Source organism: Serratia proteamaculans, from assembly GCF_946227095.1.
Classification (GTDB): Bacteria; Pseudomonadota; Gammaproteobacteria; order Enterobacterales; family Enterobacteriaceae; genus Serratia; species Serratia proteamaculans_E.
Genome location: NZ_CAMISV010000007.1, coordinates 1 through 20,194, shown reverse-complemented (window position 1 = coordinate 20,194; position 20,194 = coordinate 1). Strand labels below are relative to the sequence as shown.

The 20,194-nt window shown below is 51.9% G+C and carries 19 protein-coding genes; 6 read left to right on the top strand and 13 right to left on the bottom strand.

The features are described from left to right. Nucleotides 1–82: 82 nt before the first annotated feature. The 5 genes from phoQ to OC597_RS15060 form a co-directional block, all read right to left on the bottom strand. Nucleotides 83–1,540: a two-component system sensor histidine kinase PhoQ gene (gene phoQ / locus OC597_RS15080; RefSeq protein WP_085116340.1), complete on the bottom strand. Its 1,458-nt coding sequence runs from the start codon at nucleotides 1,538–1,540 to the stop codon at nucleotides 83–85. 5 nt (nucleotides 1,541–1,545) lie between these two features. Continuing rightward, entirely contained in the window at nucleotides 1,546–2,217 is a 672-nt protein-coding gene (gene phoP / locus OC597_RS15075) for a two-component system response regulator PhoP (RefSeq protein ID WP_020826469.1), read from the bottom strand. A 321-nt stretch (nucleotides 2,218–2,538) separates the two neighbouring features. Next, nucleotides 2,539–3,819: a c-type cytochrome gene (locus OC597_RS15070; RefSeq protein ID WP_262209347.1), complete on the bottom strand. Its 1,281-nt coding sequence runs from the start codon at nucleotides 3,817–3,819 to the stop codon at nucleotides 2,539–2,541. 18 nt (nucleotides 3,820–3,837) lie between these two features. Further along, entirely contained in the window at nucleotides 3,838–5,616 is a 1,779-nt protein-coding gene (locus tag OC597_RS15065; protein ID WP_262209345.1) for a GMC family oxidoreductase, read from the bottom strand. Next, on the bottom strand, nucleotides 5,617–6,333 hold the full coding sequence (locus tag OC597_RS15060; protein ID WP_262209344.1) for a gluconate 2-dehydrogenase subunit 3 family protein: 717 nt from the start codon (nucleotides 6,331–6,333) through the stop codon (nucleotides 5,617–5,619). Between the two features lie 293 nt (nucleotides 6,334–6,626). On the opposite strand from OC597_RS15060, the gene pdxR reads away from it, so the two are divergent. The 3 genes from pdxR to OC597_RS15045 all read left to right on the top strand — a co-directional run bounded on the left by pdxR (nucleotide 6,627) and on the right by OC597_RS15045 (nucleotide 9,439). Next, nucleotides 6,627–8,144 carry a MocR-like pyridoxine biosynthesis transcription factor PdxR gene (pdxR, locus tag OC597_RS15055; protein ID WP_262209343.1) on the top strand — a complete coding sequence of 506 codons (1,518 nt, stop codon included), beginning with the start codon at nucleotides 6,627–6,629 and terminating at the stop codon, nucleotides 8,142–8,144. Between the two features lie 135 nt (nucleotides 8,145–8,279). Then, nucleotides 8,280–8,732, top strand: a complete 453-nt coding sequence (locus OC597_RS15050; protein WP_085116335.1) for a GNAT family N-acetyltransferase — start codon at nucleotides 8,280–8,282, stop codon at nucleotides 8,730–8,732. 20 nt (nucleotides 8,733–8,752) lie between these two features. Then, nucleotides 8,753–9,439 (top strand): GNAT family N-acetyltransferase, encoded by a 687-nt coding sequence (locus tag OC597_RS15045; RefSeq protein ID WP_262209341.1) that lies wholly within the window; start codon nucleotides 8,753–8,755, stop codon nucleotides 9,437–9,439. A 66-nt stretch (nucleotides 9,440–9,505) separates the two neighbouring features. On the opposite strand, the gene purB is transcribed toward OC597_RS15045, so the two are convergent. The 5 genes from purB to rluE all read right to left on the bottom strand — a co-directional run bounded on the left by purB (nucleotide 9,506) and on the right by rluE (nucleotide 13,834). Then, on the bottom strand, nucleotides 9,506–10,876 hold the full coding sequence (gene purB, locus OC597_RS15040; protein WP_261255631.1) for an adenylosuccinate lyase: 1,371 nt from the start codon (nucleotides 10,874–10,876) through the stop codon (nucleotides 9,506–9,508). Nucleotides 10,877–10,898: 22 nt separating this feature from the next. Beyond that, entirely contained in the window at nucleotides 10,899–11,525 is a 627-nt protein-coding gene (gene hflD, locus OC597_RS15035) for a high frequency lysogenization protein HflD (RefSeq protein ID WP_085116342.1), read from the bottom strand. A gap of 2 nt (nucleotides 11,526–11,527) precedes the next feature. Continuing rightward, a complete protein-coding gene (mnmA, locus tag OC597_RS15030) occupies nucleotides 11,528–12,631 on the bottom strand; it encodes a tRNA 2-thiouridine(34) synthase MnmA (RefSeq protein ID WP_261255629.1) in 1,104 nt (367 codons plus the stop codon). 95 nt (nucleotides 12,632–12,726) lie between these two features. Beyond that, nucleotides 12,727–13,173 (bottom strand): NUDIX hydrolase, encoded by a 447-nt coding sequence (locus OC597_RS15025; RefSeq protein WP_261255628.1) that lies wholly within the window; start codon nucleotides 13,171–13,173, stop codon nucleotides 12,727–12,729. 34 nt (nucleotides 13,174–13,207) lie between these two features. Continuing rightward, a complete protein-coding gene (gene rluE, locus OC597_RS15020; protein ID WP_261255626.1) occupies nucleotides 13,208–13,834 on the bottom strand; it encodes a 23S rRNA pseudouridine(2457) synthase RluE in 627 nt (208 codons plus the stop codon). A gap of 132 nt (nucleotides 13,835–13,966) precedes the next feature. On the opposite strand from rluE, the gene icd reads away from it, so the two are divergent. The 3 genes from icd to OC597_RS15005 all read left to right on the top strand — a co-directional run bounded on the left by icd (nucleotide 13,967) and on the right by OC597_RS15005 (nucleotide 16,799). Next, nucleotides 13,967–15,220: an NADP-dependent isocitrate dehydrogenase gene (gene icd, locus OC597_RS15015; RefSeq protein WP_112348290.1), complete on the top strand. Its 1,254-nt coding sequence runs from the start codon at nucleotides 13,967–13,969 to the stop codon at nucleotides 15,218–15,220. 399 nt (nucleotides 15,221–15,619) lie between these two features. Next, nucleotides 15,620–16,465 (top strand): HNH endonuclease, encoded by an 846-nt coding sequence (locus OC597_RS15010; protein WP_262209337.1) that lies wholly within the window; start codon nucleotides 15,620–15,622, stop codon nucleotides 16,463–16,465. After that, nucleotides 16,446–16,799 carry a nucleotide pyrophosphohydrolase gene (locus OC597_RS15005; RefSeq protein ID WP_262209335.1) on the top strand — a complete coding sequence of 118 codons (354 nt, stop codon included), beginning with the start codon at nucleotides 16,446–16,448 and terminating at the stop codon, nucleotides 16,797–16,799. The genes OC597_RS15010 and OC597_RS15005 overlap by 20 nt, the downstream gene beginning before the upstream one ends. Before the next feature lie 355 nt (nucleotides 16,800–17,154). On the opposite strand, the gene OC597_RS15000 is transcribed toward OC597_RS15005, so the two are convergent. The 3 genes from OC597_RS15000 to OC597_RS14990 form a co-directional block, all read right to left on the bottom strand. Beyond that, on the bottom strand, nucleotides 17,155–17,679 hold the full coding sequence (locus OC597_RS15000; RefSeq protein ID WP_262209334.1) for a hypothetical protein: 525 nt from the start codon (nucleotides 17,677–17,679) through the stop codon (nucleotides 17,155–17,157). Between the two features lie 14 nt (nucleotides 17,680–17,693). Beyond that, nucleotides 17,694–18,734, bottom strand: a complete 1,041-nt coding sequence (locus OC597_RS14995; RefSeq protein WP_262209332.1) for an AAA family ATPase — start codon at nucleotides 18,732–18,734, stop codon at nucleotides 17,694–17,696. A gap of 341 nt (nucleotides 18,735–19,075) precedes the next feature. Then, a complete protein-coding gene (locus OC597_RS14990; RefSeq protein WP_262209330.1) occupies nucleotides 19,076–20,137 on the bottom strand; it encodes a site-specific integrase in 1,062 nt (353 codons plus the stop codon). Between the last annotated feature and the right edge of the window lie 57 nt (nucleotides 20,138–20,194).

Below are 20,194 nucleotides of genomic sequence, written 5' to 3'. Positions count from 1 at the left end.
TCTATTCCAGGATAGTGGAGTGAGCCTGAGAGCGATTATAACGGAAGTTTGGCCCCGTGGATCGGGGCCTTAACAACAGAATTTACTCGTTATGGTGGGAATCGTGCTGACGAGCGAAAGTGACCTGCATGCGGGCACCGCCCAGTGGGCTGTCGCTGATGGTAATGGAGCCGTCGTACTGCTCAATAATCTCCGCCGCTACCGACAATCCCAGGCCCTGACCCGGGCGCAATGTGTCTACCCGTTGACCGCGCTGGAAGATCAGCTCGCGTTTGCTTTCCGGAATGCCCGGCCCATCGTCATCGATGACGATAGTGAGGTATTTATCGGAGTGCAGAGAGGTGATTTCAACGAACTCCAGACAGTATTTGCAGGCGTTTTCCAGCACGTTGCCCATCACTTCCATAAAATCGTTCTTTTCCCCCATAAAGGTCACTTCCGGCGAGATATCCAGGGTGATCACCACGCCCTTACGCTGATAGACCTTGTTCAACGCCACATTCAGGCTGTCCAGCAGGGCCGGTACCGAATGGATCTCGCGTGTCAGCACCGTTTGTCCCGAATTGATGCTGGCGCGGTGCAGGTAGTAGCCGATTTGCTGGGAGATACGGCTGATCTGATCCAGCATGATCGGCTCGACTTCCTCGATGGTGGTTTGCTTGCCGGTACGCAGTGAGCGCAGGGTGGTTTGCAGCACTGCCAATGGCGTCTTCAGGCTGTGGGTCAAATCGGAAAGCGTGGTGCGATATTTGGTGTAGCGCTGACGCTCGTTGCGCACCAGAATATTCAGATTGCGCACCAGTCCGCGTAGCTCGCTGGGGGGATTCTCGTCGAGCTGTTCTCGTTCACCGTTCTCCAGTTCGCCGACCTGACTCACCAGTGCCTTGATTGGCCGCAAACTCCAGTAGGCCGCCAGCCACAGCAAGGGAACCACCAACAGCAGGTTAGCCAGCAACACATAGCTGAACCATTCCCACACCACATCGGAACGCTGCAGTTCCTGTGGAATGGTATCGACCACCACAATACTCAATGCGGGTAACCGTGGCGTCGCCGCGTAGGTGTTGACCGCCACCGAGTGAGTCAGCGCATTCTGGTCGTTGTCGTCATAGTCTTTGAGCTGATCCTGCGCCTTGGGGTTGTTACCCAGGACTTCGCTACTGATGCGGGTATCGGTATCAATTTCGTAGAAACCGGACTCTTCCAGCCACTCTTTATTGATGCGTTTTTCCAGCTCCGGCACCTGGCGCTGGCTCCACAGCAGCTTGCCCTTATCGTCGTAAATAAACACCAGAGTGGGGAAGTTAAGATCGATGTCGGGCGGAATGGCAATGGTGAGTTTGTTGTCGTTCCATTGCGCCAGGCTGAAGAACAGGTTGCTTTCGCCACGCAGCAGACGGAAGGCGGTTTTGTCGAAACTGACGATATAGCCCACTACCGCGACCAGACCATAGGACAGTGACAGCGCCAGGATCACGCCAGCGGTGGCCATCAAAAAGCGGGCGCGTAGTGAAAACGGCTTTTTATCTTTGTTGAACATCATGTTCACTTCGCATCAAAACGATAGCCCTGGCCACGAACCGTGGTGATCACTTCCTGTGGGTATTCGGCCTGCAGCTTTTTACGCAAACGGCCCATCAGTACGTCGATAGTGTGGCTTTCGCGCAGTTCGGCATCCGGATAAAGTTGCAGCATCAGCGAGTCTTTACTGACCACTTTGCCGGCGTTGCGGATTAAGGTTTCGATAATGGTGTATTCAAACGCCGTCAGTTTGATTTGCTGTTCGTTGACGCTCAGTTCGCGACGTGAAAGGTCGATCTGGAACGGCGGCAAGACGATCACCTGGGAAGCCAGGCCGCTGTTACGGCGCATCAGCGCCTGCATGCGGGCAATCACTTCTTCCAAATGGAACGGCTTGGTGACGTAGTCGTCGGCACCGGCTTCCAGCACCGCGACCTTGTCCTGCCAGCTTTCGCGTGCGGTCAGCACCAGAATAGGCAATTTCATTTGGTGGGCACGCCAGCGGCGGATCAGGCTCAGGCCGTCTTCACCCGGCAGGCCGAGATCGACAATCGCGATGTCCGGCGCATGTTCCTGCAGGAAATAGTCGGCTTCCTTGGCATCTTCTGCTGCATCAACCTGGTGGCCCATTTCACGCATCTGTACGGAGAGGTGGTGGCGCAATAAACCGTTATCTTCAACAACCAGTACTCGCATGGCAGACTCCTGTAAATCGGCGGGTGAACATCCTGTCACCCACGCTGTAAAGGTAACACGCTCTTGGCGTGTGAGGGATAGCGTGCGACAACCTAAGCCATCTGATCGTTATATTGACGTTATGGTAGGTATAACCGGCTGTTACCGCAAGGGACGCAGAGCCTTGGCAGGAAATAGCGCTATCGATTTTTGGTGCGTGGTCATTATCGGCAACATCAAATAAACGCCGGATAAACAATGCGGAGGCAAAGTTAAACCAAACTTAAACGGGAGAGGCTGCGAGGTGAGGAGAGGGGCCCCGATTCCGGGCCCCTGAGGTATTTAAGGCTGAGGTGGTTTACTGACGCTGTTTTTGCGGATTTCCTGTACCTGAGCGGCGGTTACCGCCGGTGCATCATTGCCCCAACTGCTGCGCACAAAGGTGGCGAGTTGGGCAATTTGCTCGTCGTTGAGGCGCCAGCCAAAGTCCGGCATGGTCAGCCCGGTGGGCGCACCGACGGTGATTGGCGTGCGGGAGCCGTTGAGGATAATACTGATCAGCGAAGACGGGTCATCGCTCAACAGCGCCGGGTTGTGCGCCAACTGTGGGAAGGTATCGCGATAGCCCTGGCCGTCGCTGCGGTGACAGGCGGCGCAGTTATCCAGATAGGTTTGGGCGCCGGGGCGACTGACATCACCGTTTAACAGCATGTTGGCCTGGCCACCGTCCTGTGTCGGCGGTTTTTCCTTATTGGCGGCCGACAAGGATTGCAGATAAACCGCGATGGCACGCAAATCGGCATCGCTCAGGGACTGGGTACTGTCCTGCACCACGTCAACCATTGCACCGAAAGCGGCAAAACGGGGGTTATGGCCGTTTTTCAGGAAGCGGGTGATATCTTCCGTGCTCCATTTGCCCAGACCAGTTACCGCATCCGCACGCAGATTGGTAGCATGCCAACCTTCCAGTGTGCCACCACTCAGATAGGCATCATCGCTCTGGTTGAGCGCTTTTTCCTGGAAGCCAATACCGCGCGGCGTATGGCAGGAGCCGCAGTGGCCCAGCCCCTGGACCAAATAGGCACCGCGGTTCCAATCGAGGCTCTGTGTGGTATCCGGCCGATAGGCACCATCTTCCCGAAACGCCAGGTTCCACAGGGCCAGCGGCCAGCGCATATTCAGCGGCCAGGGGATATCGCTGGCCTTGTTGGGTTGAACCACAGGCTTAACTTGTCGGGTGAAATACAGGTACAGATCGCGCACGTCTCCATCACTGATTTTGGCGAACGAGGGATAGGGCATCGCCGGGTAGAGTCGGGTTCCGTCGCGAGCAATACCTTTGCGCAAGGCGTCACTGAATTCCTGCAGACTGTATTCGCCGATGCCGGTTTGCTTGTCCGGCGTGATGTTGGTGGAGTAGATAGCCCCGACCGGGGTGGTCATTTTCAGACCGCCGGCAAAGGGGATGCCGCTGGGGCCGGTATGACAGGCGGCACAGTCACCGGCGTGCGCCAGGTATTCCCCGTGTTGCAGCCGGGCCGCCAATTGCGGGTCGTCGGCTGCCTGCACCGCGGTGGCAGCCAGCATCAACAGCGCCAGCAGCGAGGGGGTAAGTCCTTTCATGTGAAGCTCCTTATGCTATCAGGCCTGAACCAGGGGACCGGGGTTTTTCAGATACTGAGTGCGGATCGCCTCGGCCGAGTAGTAGGCCAGCGCGCCAACAATGCCTGTGGGGTTATAGGCCAGGTTCTGCGGAAAGGCGCAGGCACCGGTAACAAACACGTTTGGCACGTCCCAGCATTGCAGGTATTTATTCACCACGCTGGTGGCTGGGTTATCGCCGGTAATGGCACCGCCGGTGGTGTGGGTTGACTGGTAAGGCCGTACGTCGTAATGATCGCCGGCTTTCATCACCGATACCGACATCTGTTTGGGCTTCATGACGTTGGCGATATCCACCATTTTGCTGGTGATGTGCTGGGTCATTTTGATCTCATTGTCTTTCCAGTCAAACGTCATGCGCAGCAGCGGCAGGCCGTAGCCGTCCTTGTAGGTAGGATCCAAATCCAGATAGCAATCACGGTAAGGCATCACCGAGCCTTCGGAGCCGAGGCTCATGCTGTGCAGATAGTTATCCTTGATGCCCTGTTTCCAGCCGCTGCCCCAACCGGGTGTGCCCGGCGGCAGCGTCATTTGCTGCAACGGCCGGCCCCCGGAGCGGGTAGCGGAGATGTAAGCCCCACCGATGAATCCCAAGCCGGTATGATCGAAGTTCTCCCCGTTCATATCGTCGATCACCATACCGGCCGCGCCAGCGCCGATAAACGGGTTGAAGTAGGTATCCTTATCGTAAAACAGCGAAATACCGCTGTTCATCTGGTAGGCGTAATTCTTGCCGACCACGCCTTCCCCGGTTACCGGGTTATAAGGTTTGCCGATGCCGGACAGCAGTAACAAGCGGACGTTATGCAACTGGAAGGCACTGAGGATCACCAGATCGGCCGGTTGCTCCACCTCTTGCCCCTGGGCGTTGATGTAAGTCACACCGGTGGCTTTTTTACCGCTGCTGTCCAGATTCACTTTGATCACCTGCGACTGGGTGCGTAGCTCAAAGTTTTTACGTTGGGTCAGCACCGGCAGGATGGTGCTCTGTGGTGATGCTTTGGAATACATAAAGCAGCCGAAGCGTTCGCAGTAGCCGCAGTAGTTGCAGGGACCGAGCTGGACACCGTAGGGATTGGTATAAGGTTCGGAGCAGTTGGCGGCGGGCACGTTGAAGGGATGATAACCCAGCGACTCGGCCGCGGTGCCAAACAGCGAACCGGAGTAAAGCGGTTTCAGCGACGGCGTGGGGTATTCGCTGTTGCGTGGCCCCTCGAACGGATTGCCGCCCTTGATGATTTGCCCGCGCAGATTACCGGCTTTACCTGCCGTGCCGCAGACCTTTTCGAACTTGTCGAAGTAGGGTTCCAGCTCCTGATAGCTCAACGGGTAGTCCTGCAGCGTCATGCCTTCCGGGATCCACTTGGCACCGTATTTTTCGTTGAGGGTGGTGTGCAGCTTTAAGTCGGATGGCAAAGCACGCCAATGCATCCCGTTCCAGTGTACACCGGCACCGCCGACGCCGTTGCCCGGCAGAAATGAGCCCAGTTGACGGTAGGGCACGGCAAATTCTGCCGGGGTGTGACGTACCGTGACCGTCTCGTTGGCCATCGGCTGCATCAGTTTCATGCGAATGCCATAGGTCAGTTCATCGGCAATGCGCGGATAGGCGAAGTCCGGATAAGTATCACGTTGCTCACCACGTTCCAGTGCCAACACGCTAAGCCCACTTTCGGTTAACTCCATCCCCATGATGGCGCCGGTCCAGCCAAATCCGACGATGACCACGTCTACCGGTGGTTTCTTGATTGCGCTCATTTATGCATTCCTTTTGCTTGAGATACTGACCGGCCCGAGGGGATAAGGCTGATTGGGGCGATTGACCCAGTCGGTGTAATCCGCACGCGCACCGGGGAAGCCGATCATTTTCCATGACGCCAGCGTCTGGTTACCGCCGTGCACCGGATCGGCCAGGTAGCCCTCTTTGGTGTTGGTGAGCAACTGGTCGAAAAACGCCTTGCCGGGCAGGTCTTCGGAGTCCAGTTGGCCGTGCTCCAGCGCTGCCAGCAGTTGTTCCTGTTCTGCGTGATCGAGATCGGCAAACCCCTTTTGGAACTGTTGCTGGCAGTGCGCATTGACTTCGCGAATGCCGATTCGGTAAGTTTCGCGCGGCGTCAGCTTGGACTGATAGCCCAGTTGCGGCGGGGAAGGAACGAACGGTGGGTGCATATACCACAAGCCGCCGTGGCCGTAGGGGGCTTCCATTTGTCGATCGATAAACACCGGCACGCCCTGATCGACCGCGCCTGGGCCGTTATCGTCAGTGGGGATCAGCCGATCGCAGGCCGCCAGCAGAAAACGCCATTCATCTGCGTTGAAATAGACCGGGACGTAGTGCTCCGATACGCCGGCCGCGGGGGCTGCCTTGGCGTCCAGTGCCAGAATGCTGCTGCCAGCGACGGCCAGCGGGATTAACGCCAGGGTCTTTTTGAGAAAGTTACGCCGGGGCGGCGAAGAGTTGTGCTGTTGTGACATAATTCCACCTTGAACATGCTTCACAATAAATGCCTGCGCTGGCAATACAGGCCAACGCCGCTACGCTCCAGCAGCGGTAAACAGGCAGGGATGGGTCATAAAAGTAAACAACCATATAAGTAGCAAGCTACTGGTATGGTTGTATTAGTGTAGAGCCAGCACTTTAAATGAAACAATGGATGATCTGTTTCAAAACATTTTGTTCACAACTAGATTGATTTAGATCAATTAACCAACATCTCCGTCACCGGTTTATTCTCCGGAGACACGGCGGACCTCTGATCCGGAGCAGCATGAAACACAGCAGTGACAGCCAACAGGGCGTTTCGACAGAGGCGATACAGGCAAGCTTTAATCAGCATTTACGACAGGGGATGACGCGCAAGGCTGCGCTACACCTGACGATTAAACAGCAGGTGACGGCGGGCGATCTGCGTTACCTGACAAAACTGCCGCCCAGCCGGGTGCTGGCTGCTCAATTGGCGATTTCCCGCGATACCGTCGAACAGACCTATGGCCAACTGGAAGCGGAGGGTTATATTGCCCGTGCCGTTGGGCGCGGCAGCTTCGTCAGTTACCAGCAAGATACCCTGATCGGCCGTGAACTGCTGGCGGTCGACCATACGGGTCATGCCCTGTTGGTGGAGCGGGAGCTGAGTGCACACGGCCGCTCCCTGCTGATTGCTGCCCATGCTCCACATACCCGCCGCAGCGGCTCATTGACCCCCTCAATGCCCGACTTGCGCTTGTTCCCTATCGATAGCTGGCTGCAATTGGAAAGGCAGGCGGTACGGCAGGGGGCCGAACGCCTGCTGGGCTATGCCGATCCTCAGGGGTTAGTGGAGTTGAGAGAGGAAATTATCGATTATCTGTGCCGGGAAAGGGGCGTTAAGGCCAGCGCGGAGCAGGTGATCGTGGTGACCAGTTCCCAGCAGGCACTCTCGCTGTGTACCCAGGTGCTGTTTAATCCCGGTGACCGGGTATTTGTTGAAGAGCCCGGTTATCAGGGGGCTAAAAAGCTGGTTCAGTCGGCGGGCTTAATCGCTCAGCCGATTGGGGTGGATCAATCGGGTATGGATATCGATGCGTTGGTTCAGACCAAAGAGGGCGGGCGGGGCGTTTATATCACCCCTTCTCATCATTACCCTCTGGGACATTCGCTCAGCATTGAAAGAAGACTGAAACTATTGGCGTGGGCGTATTGTGAAAAGGCCTGGGTTATTGAAGATGATTACGATGCTGAGTTCAATTATAACGGGCTGACTACCGCATCATTACAGGGGCTGGACCAATACCAACGTACCTTATATATCGGTACTTTTAGTAAAAGTCTGTTCCCGGGATTACGTATTGGCTTTCTTATTGTTCCGCCGCAATTAATTCCCCCTATGGTGGCGGCCAAGCAATTCCAGGATGGTTATACTTCGGCACTGCCGCAAATGACGTTATTCAAATTTATTAATGACGATTTTTATGCCGAACATTTAAGAAATATGCGCAAGATATATCAGGCCCGACTGGAGATTTTGCATGCAGCGGTGCATCAGTATCTTGCCGCCTGGACTCAACCGCGGTTACCACAGGGAGGGCTGCAACTGGTTTGCCCGCTGGCGGACGCGGCAACAGAACGGCAGTTGATCCAGGCTGCTGCTGCACAGGGGATGAAGGTCTATGGGTTGATTGATTTTTATACCAACCCGCCGGGCGAAGGCGCGTTAGTATTCGGCTTTGCGGCCTATACTCCCGACGAAATTATAAAATTTATCAAAAAGTTATCATCGATTTTCAGTACGCTTCCAGAATCGAACTGAACAGGGTGACTTCGTTGAAATTGGTCTGCCTGCTGTTGTTGATTGGTCTGTATTCAGTGGGCATGGGCCGGTGTATCCTGCTGGTATTCCGTTATTTCTCCTCTGGAAATAACAGCTTAAAACCAGAGAGGCATTATGCTCCCAGTACACAATGAAGTCACAATTCGTAAATTACAAAACGCTGATAAACCCCAGTGGTTAGATCTTTGGCAAGGGTATCTTCATTTTTATCGAGCGGATATTAAGCCGCAGGTCACCGATCACACCTTTGGACGTTTATGTGAGGATCCGCAGGTTTATGGCCTGGTGGCAGAAGATAAAGACGGCAATTTATTGGGATTAATGAACCTGATATTCCATCCTTCCACCTGGAGCTCGGTGGGTTATTGCTATATTGAAGATCTTTATGTTTCACCCGCGGCACGCGGCAAGAAAGTGTCTGAAAAATTATTTGAGCAGGCCTATCAGTTGGCGGACGAAAAAGGCAGCGATCGGGTTTACTGGACGACACAGGAATATAATGCCCCGGCCCGTTCGTTGTATGACAAAATAGGCCGAAGAACTTCGTTTGTTGTTTATGAACGTTAACGACAGGTAGTGGAGGCTGTATGGTGATCAATCAATTCGGCCAGCCGGTTGGCAAGCCATTAGCCGATTGGCGGGTAGTGAAGCGCCCAACCGGCGAGACGCTTGACGGGCGATTTTGCTGCCTGAAACAGCTTGATGCGCAGCGGGATCATGGCGCTTTGTTCAGCGCTTTCCAGCAGGCGCCGGATGGCCGGGACTGGACCTATTTATCGATAGAGCGACCGGACAGCCCGGCGGCGATGTTGCAGCACCTGACCACCCTGCAGGCGAATGCCACGCTGGTGAACCTGACGGTGTTTGACCGTGCAAGCCAGGCTCCGGTCGGGACGGTGGCCTACATGCGCATCGATGAAGCTAACGGCGTGGCGGAGGTGGGTCATGTCAGTTGGTCACCGGCGATGAAGCAGCGCTCCAGCGCCACCGAAGCGATTTATCTGATGCTGCGACACCTGTTTGAGGATTTGGGTTATCGCCGCTGTGAATGGAAGTGCGACAGCCATAACGCCCCCTCCAAACAGGCAGCGGCGAGATTCGGTTTCAAGTATGAAGGCACTTTCAGATATGCGTTGGTCACCAAGGGCCGCAGCCGGGACACCGACTGGTTTGCTATAACTGCCGACCGTTGGCCGACCATCAGGGCTGGGTTTGAGCAGTGGCTGGATCCCGATAACTTCGACGCACAAGGGCAGCAGAAAAAACGGCTGTAGGCGTTGATGGGATAGATGTCAAAGAGGCGGCCAAATGGCCGCCTCTTTGTTTTAGCAGTATAGCGATTACTTCAGTTCATCGACCATGGTCGCGGCGCGGCCAATGTAATTAGCCGGGGTCATGGCTTTCAGCCGAGTTTTCTCTTCTTCCGGCAATGCCAGTCCATCGATAAACGCCTGCATACCGGCAGCATCTACGCGCTTGCCGCGGGTCAGCTCTTTCAGCTTCTCGTAGGGTTTTTCAATGCCGTAACGGCGCATCACGGTCTGGATCGGCTCGGCCAACACTTCCCAGTTGTGATCCAGTTCGTCCAGCAGGTGTGCCTGGTTCACTTCCAGCTTGCTGATGCCTTTCATGGTCGCCTGGTAGGCGATCAACGCATAGCCCAGGCCGACGCCCAGGTTACGCAGCACGGTGGAGTCGGTCAGGTCACGCTGCCAGCGGGAAACCGGCAGTTTGCTGGCCAGGTGGCCCAGTACCGCGTTAGACAGGCCCAGATTGCCTTCGGAGTTTTCGAAGTCGATCGGGTTAACCTTGTGCGGCATGGTGGAAGAACCGATTTCACCGGCGATGGTCTTCTGCTTGAAGTGATTCAGCGCGATGTAACCCCAAACGTCACGGTCGAAGTCGATCAGGATGGTGTTGAAACGCGCTACGCAGTCAAACAGCTCGGCGATATAGTCGTGCGGCTCGATCTGAGTGGTGTACGGGTTCCAGATGATGCCCAGAGAGGTGACGAACTCCTCGCTGAACACATGCCAGTCCACTTCCGGGTAAGCGACGATGTGGGCGTTATAGTTGCCGACCGCACCGTTGATTTTACCCATGATTTCCACGCGCTCAAACTGGCGGAACTGACGTTCCATCCGGTAGGCCACGTTGGCGAATTCTTTACCGACGGTGGACGGAGTAGCCGGCTGGCCGTGGGTACGGGACAGCAGCGGAATATCGCGGTATTCCAGCGCCAGGCCCTTGATCGAATCGATGATTTTACGCCAGTACGGCAGCACCACGTCCTGACGTGCGGTTTGCAGCATCAGCGCGTGCGACAGGTTGTTGATGTCTTCGGAGGTACAGGCAAAGTGGATAAACTCGGACACCGCCTGCAGGGCAGGGACCGCTTCCACTTTTTCCTTCAGGAAATACTCAACCGCTTTCACGTCGTGGTTGGTGGTGCGTTCGATAGTCTTGATACGCTGCGCGTCTTCTTCGCTGAACTCTGCGACGATCTTGTCGAGGAAAGCGTTTGCGTCGGCGTCAAAAGCCGGAACTTCCTTGATTTCTGCGCAGGCGGCCAGTTTTTGCAGCCAACGTACTTCAACCTGCACACGGAATTTCAGCAGACCGTACTCGCTGAAAATGGTGCGCAGTGCGCTGACTTTATCACCGTAGCGTCCATCAACGGGTGAAACGGCGGTCAGTGAGGATAATTCCATCGGTAGCAACTCCTGGGATCTATTAACAATGAGCAACGATATTTTGCGCCTGTTTAAACAGACGATTACGGGAAAACATTAACTGCAGGCGGCTGCCGCCAACCTGTTGCCACAGCACGGCGGCACGGATGCCGGCCAGCAATGTGGCGCGAACTTTGGCCTGCACCTGCGGGTTTTGCAGGATTGCCGGTGAACCGGTCACCTGGATGCGCGGCCCTAGCGGGCTGACCACGTCGACATAAATGCCGGCCAGCGCGCTGATAATAGTGTCTGATTCCAGATCAAAATGCGCCAGTTGACGCTCAAGCTGGCCGAGACGTTCGCCAAGCTGGTTCATCGCCTGCTTATTGGCATTGAGCTTACGCTCCAGCACCATCAGGCTGATGGTGTAGCGGGTCAGCTCTGCGGCCAGGCCCTTATTGTTGGCATTGAGGACGCCCATCAGCGTCTCAAGACCCATTTTCAGATTGCGTTCTTCACCGCCGAACACCGCCAGCGTGGAAGGGGGATCCATCTGCAGCAGGCTGCTCAGCGAGATATTCATGGCCTCGCGATCGCATTGGCCTTCGTGTGCCAACTGCTGAACCAGACGTGCGGTCTGGCTGATCCCGGCCATCGCCAGCGTAATGTCATAATAATTCTTCGCCACGATTACTCCTGTAAACGCTGTTCAATAATGCCGCCGCCGAGGCAGATGTCATCCTGATAGAACACGGCTGACTGGCCTGGGGTGACGGCGGCAACCGGCTCGTCGAAACGCACTTCGATGCGTTGGTCGTCAAGCGGGGTGACGGTGCAAGGAATATCTTGCTGGCGATAACGGGTTTTCACCGTACAGCGGAACGGCCCGCTCAGCGGCAGACGATCGACCCAATGCAATTGCTGCGCGATCAGCCCGACGGACATCAGACGCGGGTGCTCATGCCCCTGCGCAACCACCAGTACGTTGTTGGCGACGTCTTTGTCCACCACGTACCACGGATCTTCGCTGCTGTCTTTCATGCCGCCGATGCCCAGCCCTTTACGTTGCCCCAGGGTGTGGTACATCAGACCCTGGTGTTCACCGACGGTCTGACCGTCGACGCTAACAATCGGGCCCGGCTGTGCAGGCAGGTAACGGCCGAGGAAGTCGCGGAATTTGCGCTCGCCGATAAAGCAGATGCCGGTGGAGTCTTTTTTCTTGGCGGTAACCAGCTCCAGCTGTTCGGCGATGCGGCGCACCTCCGGTTTTTCCAACTCACCGACCGGGAACAGGCTTTGTGCGACCTGCTCGTGGCCAAGGGTGTAGAGGAAGTAGCTCTGGTCTTTGTTGCCGTCGACACCGCGCAGCAGACGGCTTTTGCCGTCCACGTCCTGGCGGCGCACGTAGTGGCCGGTGGCGATAAAGTCGGCCCCCAGATCTTCTGCGGCGAATTCCAGGAAGGCTTTGAATTTGATTTCTTTATTACACAGGATGTCCGGGTTCGGCGTGCGGCCGGCCTTGTATTCTTCAAGGAACAGCTCAAACACGTTGTCCCAGTACTCTGCCGCGAAATTTACCGTATGCAGTTCGATACCGAGCTTGTCGCACACCGCCTGCGCATCGGCCAGATCGGTCGCTGCGGAGCAGTATTCTTCGTCATCGTCTTCTTCCCAGTTCTTCATAAACAGCCCAGCGACCTGATAGCCCTGTTGCTGTAACAGATAGGCAGTAACGGAAGAGTCGACGCCGCCGGACATACCGACGATTACTTTTTTCTGGCTGTTGTCTGACATGGGGATCTCGCGAACTTGAACACTAACCGTGCTGATAAAAAACAAGCGCAGGATTTTACCACGTTGGCCTCGTCGGCGCACGGCACTTATTCATCTCAGAACGGCCAGTTATAGCTGCTGACCAGTGATAGCGGGTAGCGCTCCGGCTGTTGGTAACAACGAAGGCTTTCCGCCACCAGTGCGGAACGCAGGTTGGGTGCCTGCAAAATCTCGTCGGCGCTCAACCACAGGCAGCGGTCGATATCGCTGTCGTGCGGCTCGGTCGGCAGTTGCTGCTCCAGCTCAATCACAAAGCAAAAGCGCAGGAACGGGGTACTGTCCGGCGCGATCCATTGGTGCAGCTTGAGGAACGACTGCGGCGTGGCGCGGATGCCGGTTTCTTCCCACAGTTCGCGTTCGGCGGCCTGCACCAGGGTTTCGTCAGCCTCGAGGTGGCCGGCCGGCTGGTTCCAGAGTGCCTTATGGTTGATGGTCTCTTCGACAATCAAGAACTTGCCGGCGGCGTGAACCACGCAGGCAACGGTAACGTGTGGTTTGAACATGGCGACCCCTTACAACGGCGGCTTGGCGGACTGATTACAGCGAATCAAGGGTTTTCCATTCACCGGGCTGAAGTTCCCCCAATGAAAGATTACCCATACTGTAGCGAATCAGCCGCAGGGTAGGAAAGCCGATATGTGCAGTCATGCGACGCACCTGACGGTTTCGCCCTTCGTACAGGGTGATTTTCAGCCAGGCCGTCGGGATCGACTTGCGCTCGCGGATCGGTGGATTGCGTGGCCACAGCCATTGTGGTTCGGCGACCAACTCCACGCCGGCCGGCAGGGTCGGGCCGTCTTTGAGCGTGATGCTGCTGCGCAAGGGGGCCAAATCGCTGTCCTCCGGCGCTCCCTCGACCTGCACGTAATACACCTTACCGGTGCGCTTGCCCGGTTGGGTGAGCTGCGCCTGCAGTTTGCCGTCATTGGTTAGCACCAATAACCCTTCGCTATCGCGATCCAGGCGCCCGGCGGCATAGACATCGGGAAAAGGAATGAATTCTTTCAGCGTAGTGCGGCCGGCTTCATCGGTAAATTGGGGTAACACATCGAAGGGCTTATTGAATAACACCACGCGACGCGGCCCCTGTGCGACAGCGGGTTTGGCGGCGACAGGCGGGCTGAATCGTTTAACTTTGTGATTTCTAACAGGGAATTTTTTCATAACAGTTGAGATTACGGATGATAGGCGCATTATAACCGAATCCGTTTCGGATTGGCGCGGACAGAAAATTCCAGTAGTATCTACACGCATCTTACAAAGCATTAACAAAAATTGCGCTTGAAGGAGAGGTTGATGGAAAGCAAAGTAGTTGTTCCGGCAGAAGGTAAAAAGATTACGGTCGATGCCCAGGGTAAACTGGTTGTTCCGAATAACCCGATCATTCCGTTTATCGAAGGCGACGGCATTGGCGTTGACGTTACCCCTGCTATGATTCACGTGGTTGATGCAGCAGTGAAAAAGGCCTACCACGGCGAACGTAAAATCTCCTGGATGGAAATCTACACCGGCGAAAAATCCACTCACGTTTACGGGAAAGACGTGTGGCTGCCGGAAGAAACCCTGGATCTGATCCGTGACTACCGCGTTGCCATCAAAGGCCCGCTGACTACCCCAGTCGGTGGCGGTATTCGCTCCCTGAACGTGGCCCTGCGCCAGCAACTGGACCTGTACGTGTGTCTGCGTCCGGTGCGTTACTACCAGGGCACCCCAAGCCCGGTTAAACACCCAGAGCTGACCGACATGGTGATCTTCCGCGAAAACGCCGAAGACATCTATGCAGGTATCGAATGGAAAGCCGGTTCTGCTGAAGCAGACAAAGTGATCAAGTTCCTGCGCGACGAAATGGGCGTGAAGAAAATCCGCTTCCCAGAGCAATGCGGTATCGGCGTGAAGCCATGCTCTGAAGAAGGGACCAAACGTCTGGTGCGTGCAGCGATCGAATACGCTATCACCAACGACCGCGACTCTGTGACCCTGGTTCACAAAGGCAACATCATGAAGTTCACCGAAGGTGCCTTCAAGGATTGGGGCTACGAACTGGCGCGTGAAGAGTTCGGCGGTGAACTGATCGACGGCGGCCCATGGCTGAAAATCAAGAACCCGAACACCGGTAAAGAGATCGTGGTTAAAGACGTGATCGCCGATGCCTTCCTGCAGCAAATCCTGCTGCGTCCGGCTGAATACGACGTGATCGCCTGTATGAACCTGAACGGTGACTACATCTCCGACGCCCTGGCCGCACAGGTAGGCGGTATCGGTATCGCGCCTGGTGCCAACATCGGTTCCGATTGCGCTCTGTTCGAAGCTACCCACGGCACTGCACCTAAGTACGCCGGTCAGGATAAAGTGAACCCAGGTTCCATCATCCTGTCTGCAGAAATGATGCTGCGTCACATGGGCTGGTTCGAAGCGGCTGACCTGATTGTTAAGGGCATGGAAGGCGCCATCGCCGCCAAGACCGTGACCTATGACTTCGAACGCCTGATGGAAGGCGCTAAGCTGCTGAAATGTTCAGAGTTTGGCGACGCTATCGTTAAACACATGTAATGGTGTTTAAGCGTTAAATGATAACGGGAACCTGATGGTTCCCGTTTTTATTATTCAAATCGCAACGGTTATCAAAACATTATCAAAATAAGTTATCAAAACTCGGCCATTTTGGCATTTTCGAGTGTATCAAGCTAAAGGGGGAGTTCAGTCTGAACCATAGGAATGCGTTAGTCCTGTTCGAAAATTATCTGGTTGCTTAAAAAAAAACAATAACTGCACAAGTCAAATCTGACGAGCTTTTTAGCAAGTAACGGGCGCTAACCGGCCGACCATATAAAGTCTACCAGTCACAATTAGGTTCTTCACAACAGCAGCGTATTAGTGTTTATTCTTGTCGCACATGACGTTAAGATTAGAAACATCATTATATTATAGGGCTACAACGTGATTTGGGCTGTGTACATATCTGATAAACCGCACTCAAGAATTAACTTCCCCATTGGTATGAGTCAAGGAATTTGGGGGGTTAAGGAGACGAAGAAAGCAACTGTTCAAGAGATAAGGAAAGATGATCTGATTGCCTTTGTTTACTCTATTTCTTGGCTAAAGGCTGAGGGAGCAGCTCCTCCTGGATTCTCGCGTGTGGGGAAAGAGCAGCTACAAAATTTCCGAGGGCTGGTACAAAAAATCATAATTGGCCAAGTAACCGAGGGATTTTATACATCTCCCACTAAAGTTTGGCCTGATGATGAGATTTATCCGCATCGTTTTAACTTCAAAATTGTTCAGGATTTCGGTGAAAATATTTATTTTGGTACAGAGTTTTTCAATGAAGCATTCGTTGAAGCGGTGCGCTATTCGGCTTGTACCCAAGGTTCTATTACCCTAGCCAGTTCGATAGATTTACTGGAAGACATTACATATAACGCCAATGATCAGGCTGACGAAGAGTCATCTGTTGTCGAACTTGGTTATGAAGGTAAACCTATTATGAGGTTGCACCAGTCCCGGGAAAGAGATCCTAAAATTGTTAAACAGAAGAAGGATCTGATATTTAACGAGGTAGGTAGACTTGAGTGTGAAATCTGTTCAATGAATTTTGAGGAAATATACGGTGAGTTGGGCCGAGGTTTTGCTGAGTGTCACCACAAAGAGCCCTTAAGTCTGCGGGATAAAAACGAAGAAACGTCTCTTAACGATCTTGCTATTGTCTGTGCAAATTGTCATCGGATGCTTCATAGAAAACGTCCATGGTTATCACTTGATGAATTGAAGAAAATTTATGAAAAACAAAAGTCTTGAAGACCTACAGAAGACACTTGCTGACTTTGCTAAATCCAGAGGCTGGGATAAATTCCATTCGCCAAAGAATCTATCGATGGCACTATCTGTCGAGGCTAGCGAGTTAATAGAAATATTCCAATGGTTAACGGAGGAAGAGAGTAAGAACCTCAGTTCGGAACAATTAACTCAGGTTGAAGAAGAGATGTCTGACGTTTTATTGTACCTTCTTCAGCTTTCGAGAAAATTGAACATCAATATCTTGGAGGCTGCTTATAGAAAGCTTGAAGTGAACAATAAAAAATATCCTATTGAAGCCTGCTTTGGCTCTGCAAAAAAGTACACAGAACTTTAATAAAAGGTAGCCCGAAAAGAAGCTATGTATGACAGTAGCTTCCTTGTATGTTCTGGCCTGTTTTTCAACTCAGTTACCAACGCATATTCCCAGCCGGAGTTAAGATAAATATCAAAATGGCTTACTTATACGCATTCCATTAATTGACATACGGTGAGGTTAGAAAAGTACTCGTCATCAGCATGAGGTAATGTCGATGACGAGGCGTAATTCCTGAACCTTATAACTATCAGGATACTTTATGCAGAGGATTTGGGCTGAAAAAATAATAACTATAGATTAAGTTGTTGTATTTATAGAAAAAACCATATGCATGTTTAGACCATGCTTCTCATTGTTAGAAAAAATCCATTAACTAAATTACGAGGCCTGCAGTTCTTGCTTTATTTTTGTTTATCACAGCTATATGTAATTCATTCAGTACCCACTTTCGCTTAAGTTTCGCAGCACGCTGCCTAAATGTTTGAGTTATCTCTGGTAGATACTTATCTGGGACATCAGGAATTACTAGGCGTAGAAGAAAGTTAACCGTACTCAAATTAATTCCCTGGATTTCTTCTGGCAATTCACTGTGTGCCACATCATTACGCCTGATGTGAGCCATTACATGAAGCTGCAAAGCATTATCCATTTTCTCCAGAATATCCTGCCAGAAATTATCATACTCAGGGGCAGAGTTGGGTCTGGGTATGCTTTTTTTAGCTTCAATCACATACAAGCCTTCAGGTCTTAGTAACGTGAACTCAACCATCTTAAAACCTTCCCCAAGAGAGACATGTCCCTTAGAATTCTCGATCAAATAACAATGTTCAACATCATAAATACCAAATGTCATTTCCGACTCTAATATGGTGATATTATTCCCTTCAATGGTTACCATGTATTGAGTCCTTTTTAATTGTTTTTGTCATCGATTGGAAAAGTCACATTAAGTTCTGCCTCAAATAATCTTACTGACTCGTTAATGATCTCTGTGTCCGGCAGACCATCCTTGAGCAAACAGGTTTGTGTCCATGTATTGTCTTTATTTGGTGTAAAGACCGGTAAAGCCATTTTTTCTTCATTGGCGATGAGAAGCAGTTTTTTTATTACATAGTAAGAGTGCGTAGCGAGAAAAAATTGTATTCCTGCTCCGGCAAGAACCTTAATAATATTGAGAAACTCCACTATTGCAGTCGGATGAAGTGCTGATTCGGGTTCATCAATAAATACAATAGAATCTTTGCTAAGGAATCGGTTACCCAACAGCGTGTCTAAGATTGCAACTTTCTTTACGCCTTCGGCAGTGGCCATCATTGTGAACCGACTATTCCCTTTACGATAGACCCAAGTTTTGGATGAAGTATCATATTCAACTTTACCCGAGAACATTTTCTCTAAGCTTTGACGAGAGATTGCAAAAGCCTCATGATTTCGACCTTTTTGAGTGGGTATATTCAGTGCAGTGACAAGGTCAACGTAAGTTGCGTCAAAACCAAATAACTTATCAATAATCGAGGTTTTATAAATAACATCGGTTAAAGAAAGTACTTCTTTAGGTGGTAGGAAAACTGAATTAGAATTTCTCGGAGTAAGGTTATTATGTGCTAGGGGGATTTTTTTAGTTGTATCGCGGCCAAAACTATAAACGATAGAACTATTGTCAAGTAGTGTTAGTGATGCTTTAAGCTTCTTTCTCTCTCCCCGAGTTACTATATCGCCCAACTTTTCCGTCTGAAAAGTCCAATAAAGTTTATCGCTTAAAACTTCAGACGTATCTTGGTTATTATGGCCTTTATTAGCTTCTTCATGACTTTTGATAGTGCTGTAAAGCGCCTTGAGGAGGAACGTCTTGCCTGTGCTATTTTCGCCTAAAATAAGATTGATTTTTCCTAGGTTTTTTCCTTCTGCCTGAATAATAGGACCAAAGTTTTCAAGTGAGAAGTTTTTAATCATTTTTTGTCCTTTTACATTTCATATGATACCTCATCAATGATGACCTAAACCATACAGTATATGCATTCTTGAATGGGATCATAGCTGATTAGTATCATCATGACTATCCTGTGCTGATAAAATTGCTAATGAAAGCTGTGCATTGAATACTTAAGAAGAAAACGTTACGTTGCTCATCATTATGGATAAACATGTTTCCACCAATGGCGGGCAGGATAAAACCCCCAGATTTCAATATCTGGTTAGAGACAGTTCGGATTGAACTTGGAGCATAAAGCATATCAACTTAAATAAGTTTAAAATAATTAATAAAAACATATGGTTAATGATGTTCTTTACGGCTAACACCTCACTTTTATCCACTCCTTGCCTCGGTCATCGTGATATCGATCAGTCTGAGACTGCGTTTTGTGTCCCAGAAGTATCTGTGTGTTTACTCCTTGGGACTTATACAGCCTCTCAGCGAGCGATCGTTGTTCATGAAACGTTGCTGGTGTGCCGTCTCCCCAATCAATATCAGTTTTGTCCCTGGCTTTGCTAAAGTTGGTTGTCAGTGTATTGCCAGGCACTTTGGCACCACGTTGGGCCATTGATGTCGCACGGAAGTAATGTACAAGATGCTGGCTCACAGCATAATCTCGGCAGCGTGAGACCACCTCACGTAAGCTCGTGTTCAAAGCATCGCAACGAAGGGAAAGAGGTAATGCCAATTTTGCACCAGTTTTCTCCTGCACAACATGTAAGTGGTCATCCCAGATATCGCTGAATTTCATTTCTGAAATATCACCTAAGCGCTGTCCTGTAACTACGGCCAATAGCATCGCATTGCCCATGTATCGATGCTGTTTATCAGCAATGTCGAAAATTTTCTGCCATTCCTCTAAACTCAAGCGTTGCCTGGTAATCTTCCTGCGTGGTTGCTTCGTTGCGAGTGCGGGATTGTAGCCAGGAGGAACTTCACCGACATGTTGAGCCTCTTTAAACACATCGATCAGCACTGAGCGAACAACCTGGCCCATACGTGGCTGTCCGGCGCCTGTGTAATCGTCTAACAACGAAGCGATATCTCTGGCATCAACCTCGGGCAAGGATTTCATTGCAAATCTTTGGCGTAGAAGATTCACAGGCTTACGTTTTTGTTTAAACGTGTTTGGCTTGATATCACCGGTGCTCAGTCGTTCTTCCTGTATTTTCCAATACCGGTCGAGCCAAGTACTGACAGCTATATCTTTACCCTTAATTTGTGCCACTCGATCGCTAAGTGCCAAGATCTGCCGGCTACGTTGCTCCGCTAGTCGGCTATTGGCTTCGATCGCAATCTCACGAGCTTCTTGCTCATTGTCACCAAGAGCATGGTACTTCCCTGAATAGACCCGGGTTTCGTAGACACTTTTTTGCCTCATAATGGAGGCCTAATGAAGGAGTGTTTATGTCAGTCAAAACGTTCACTGAAGAATTCA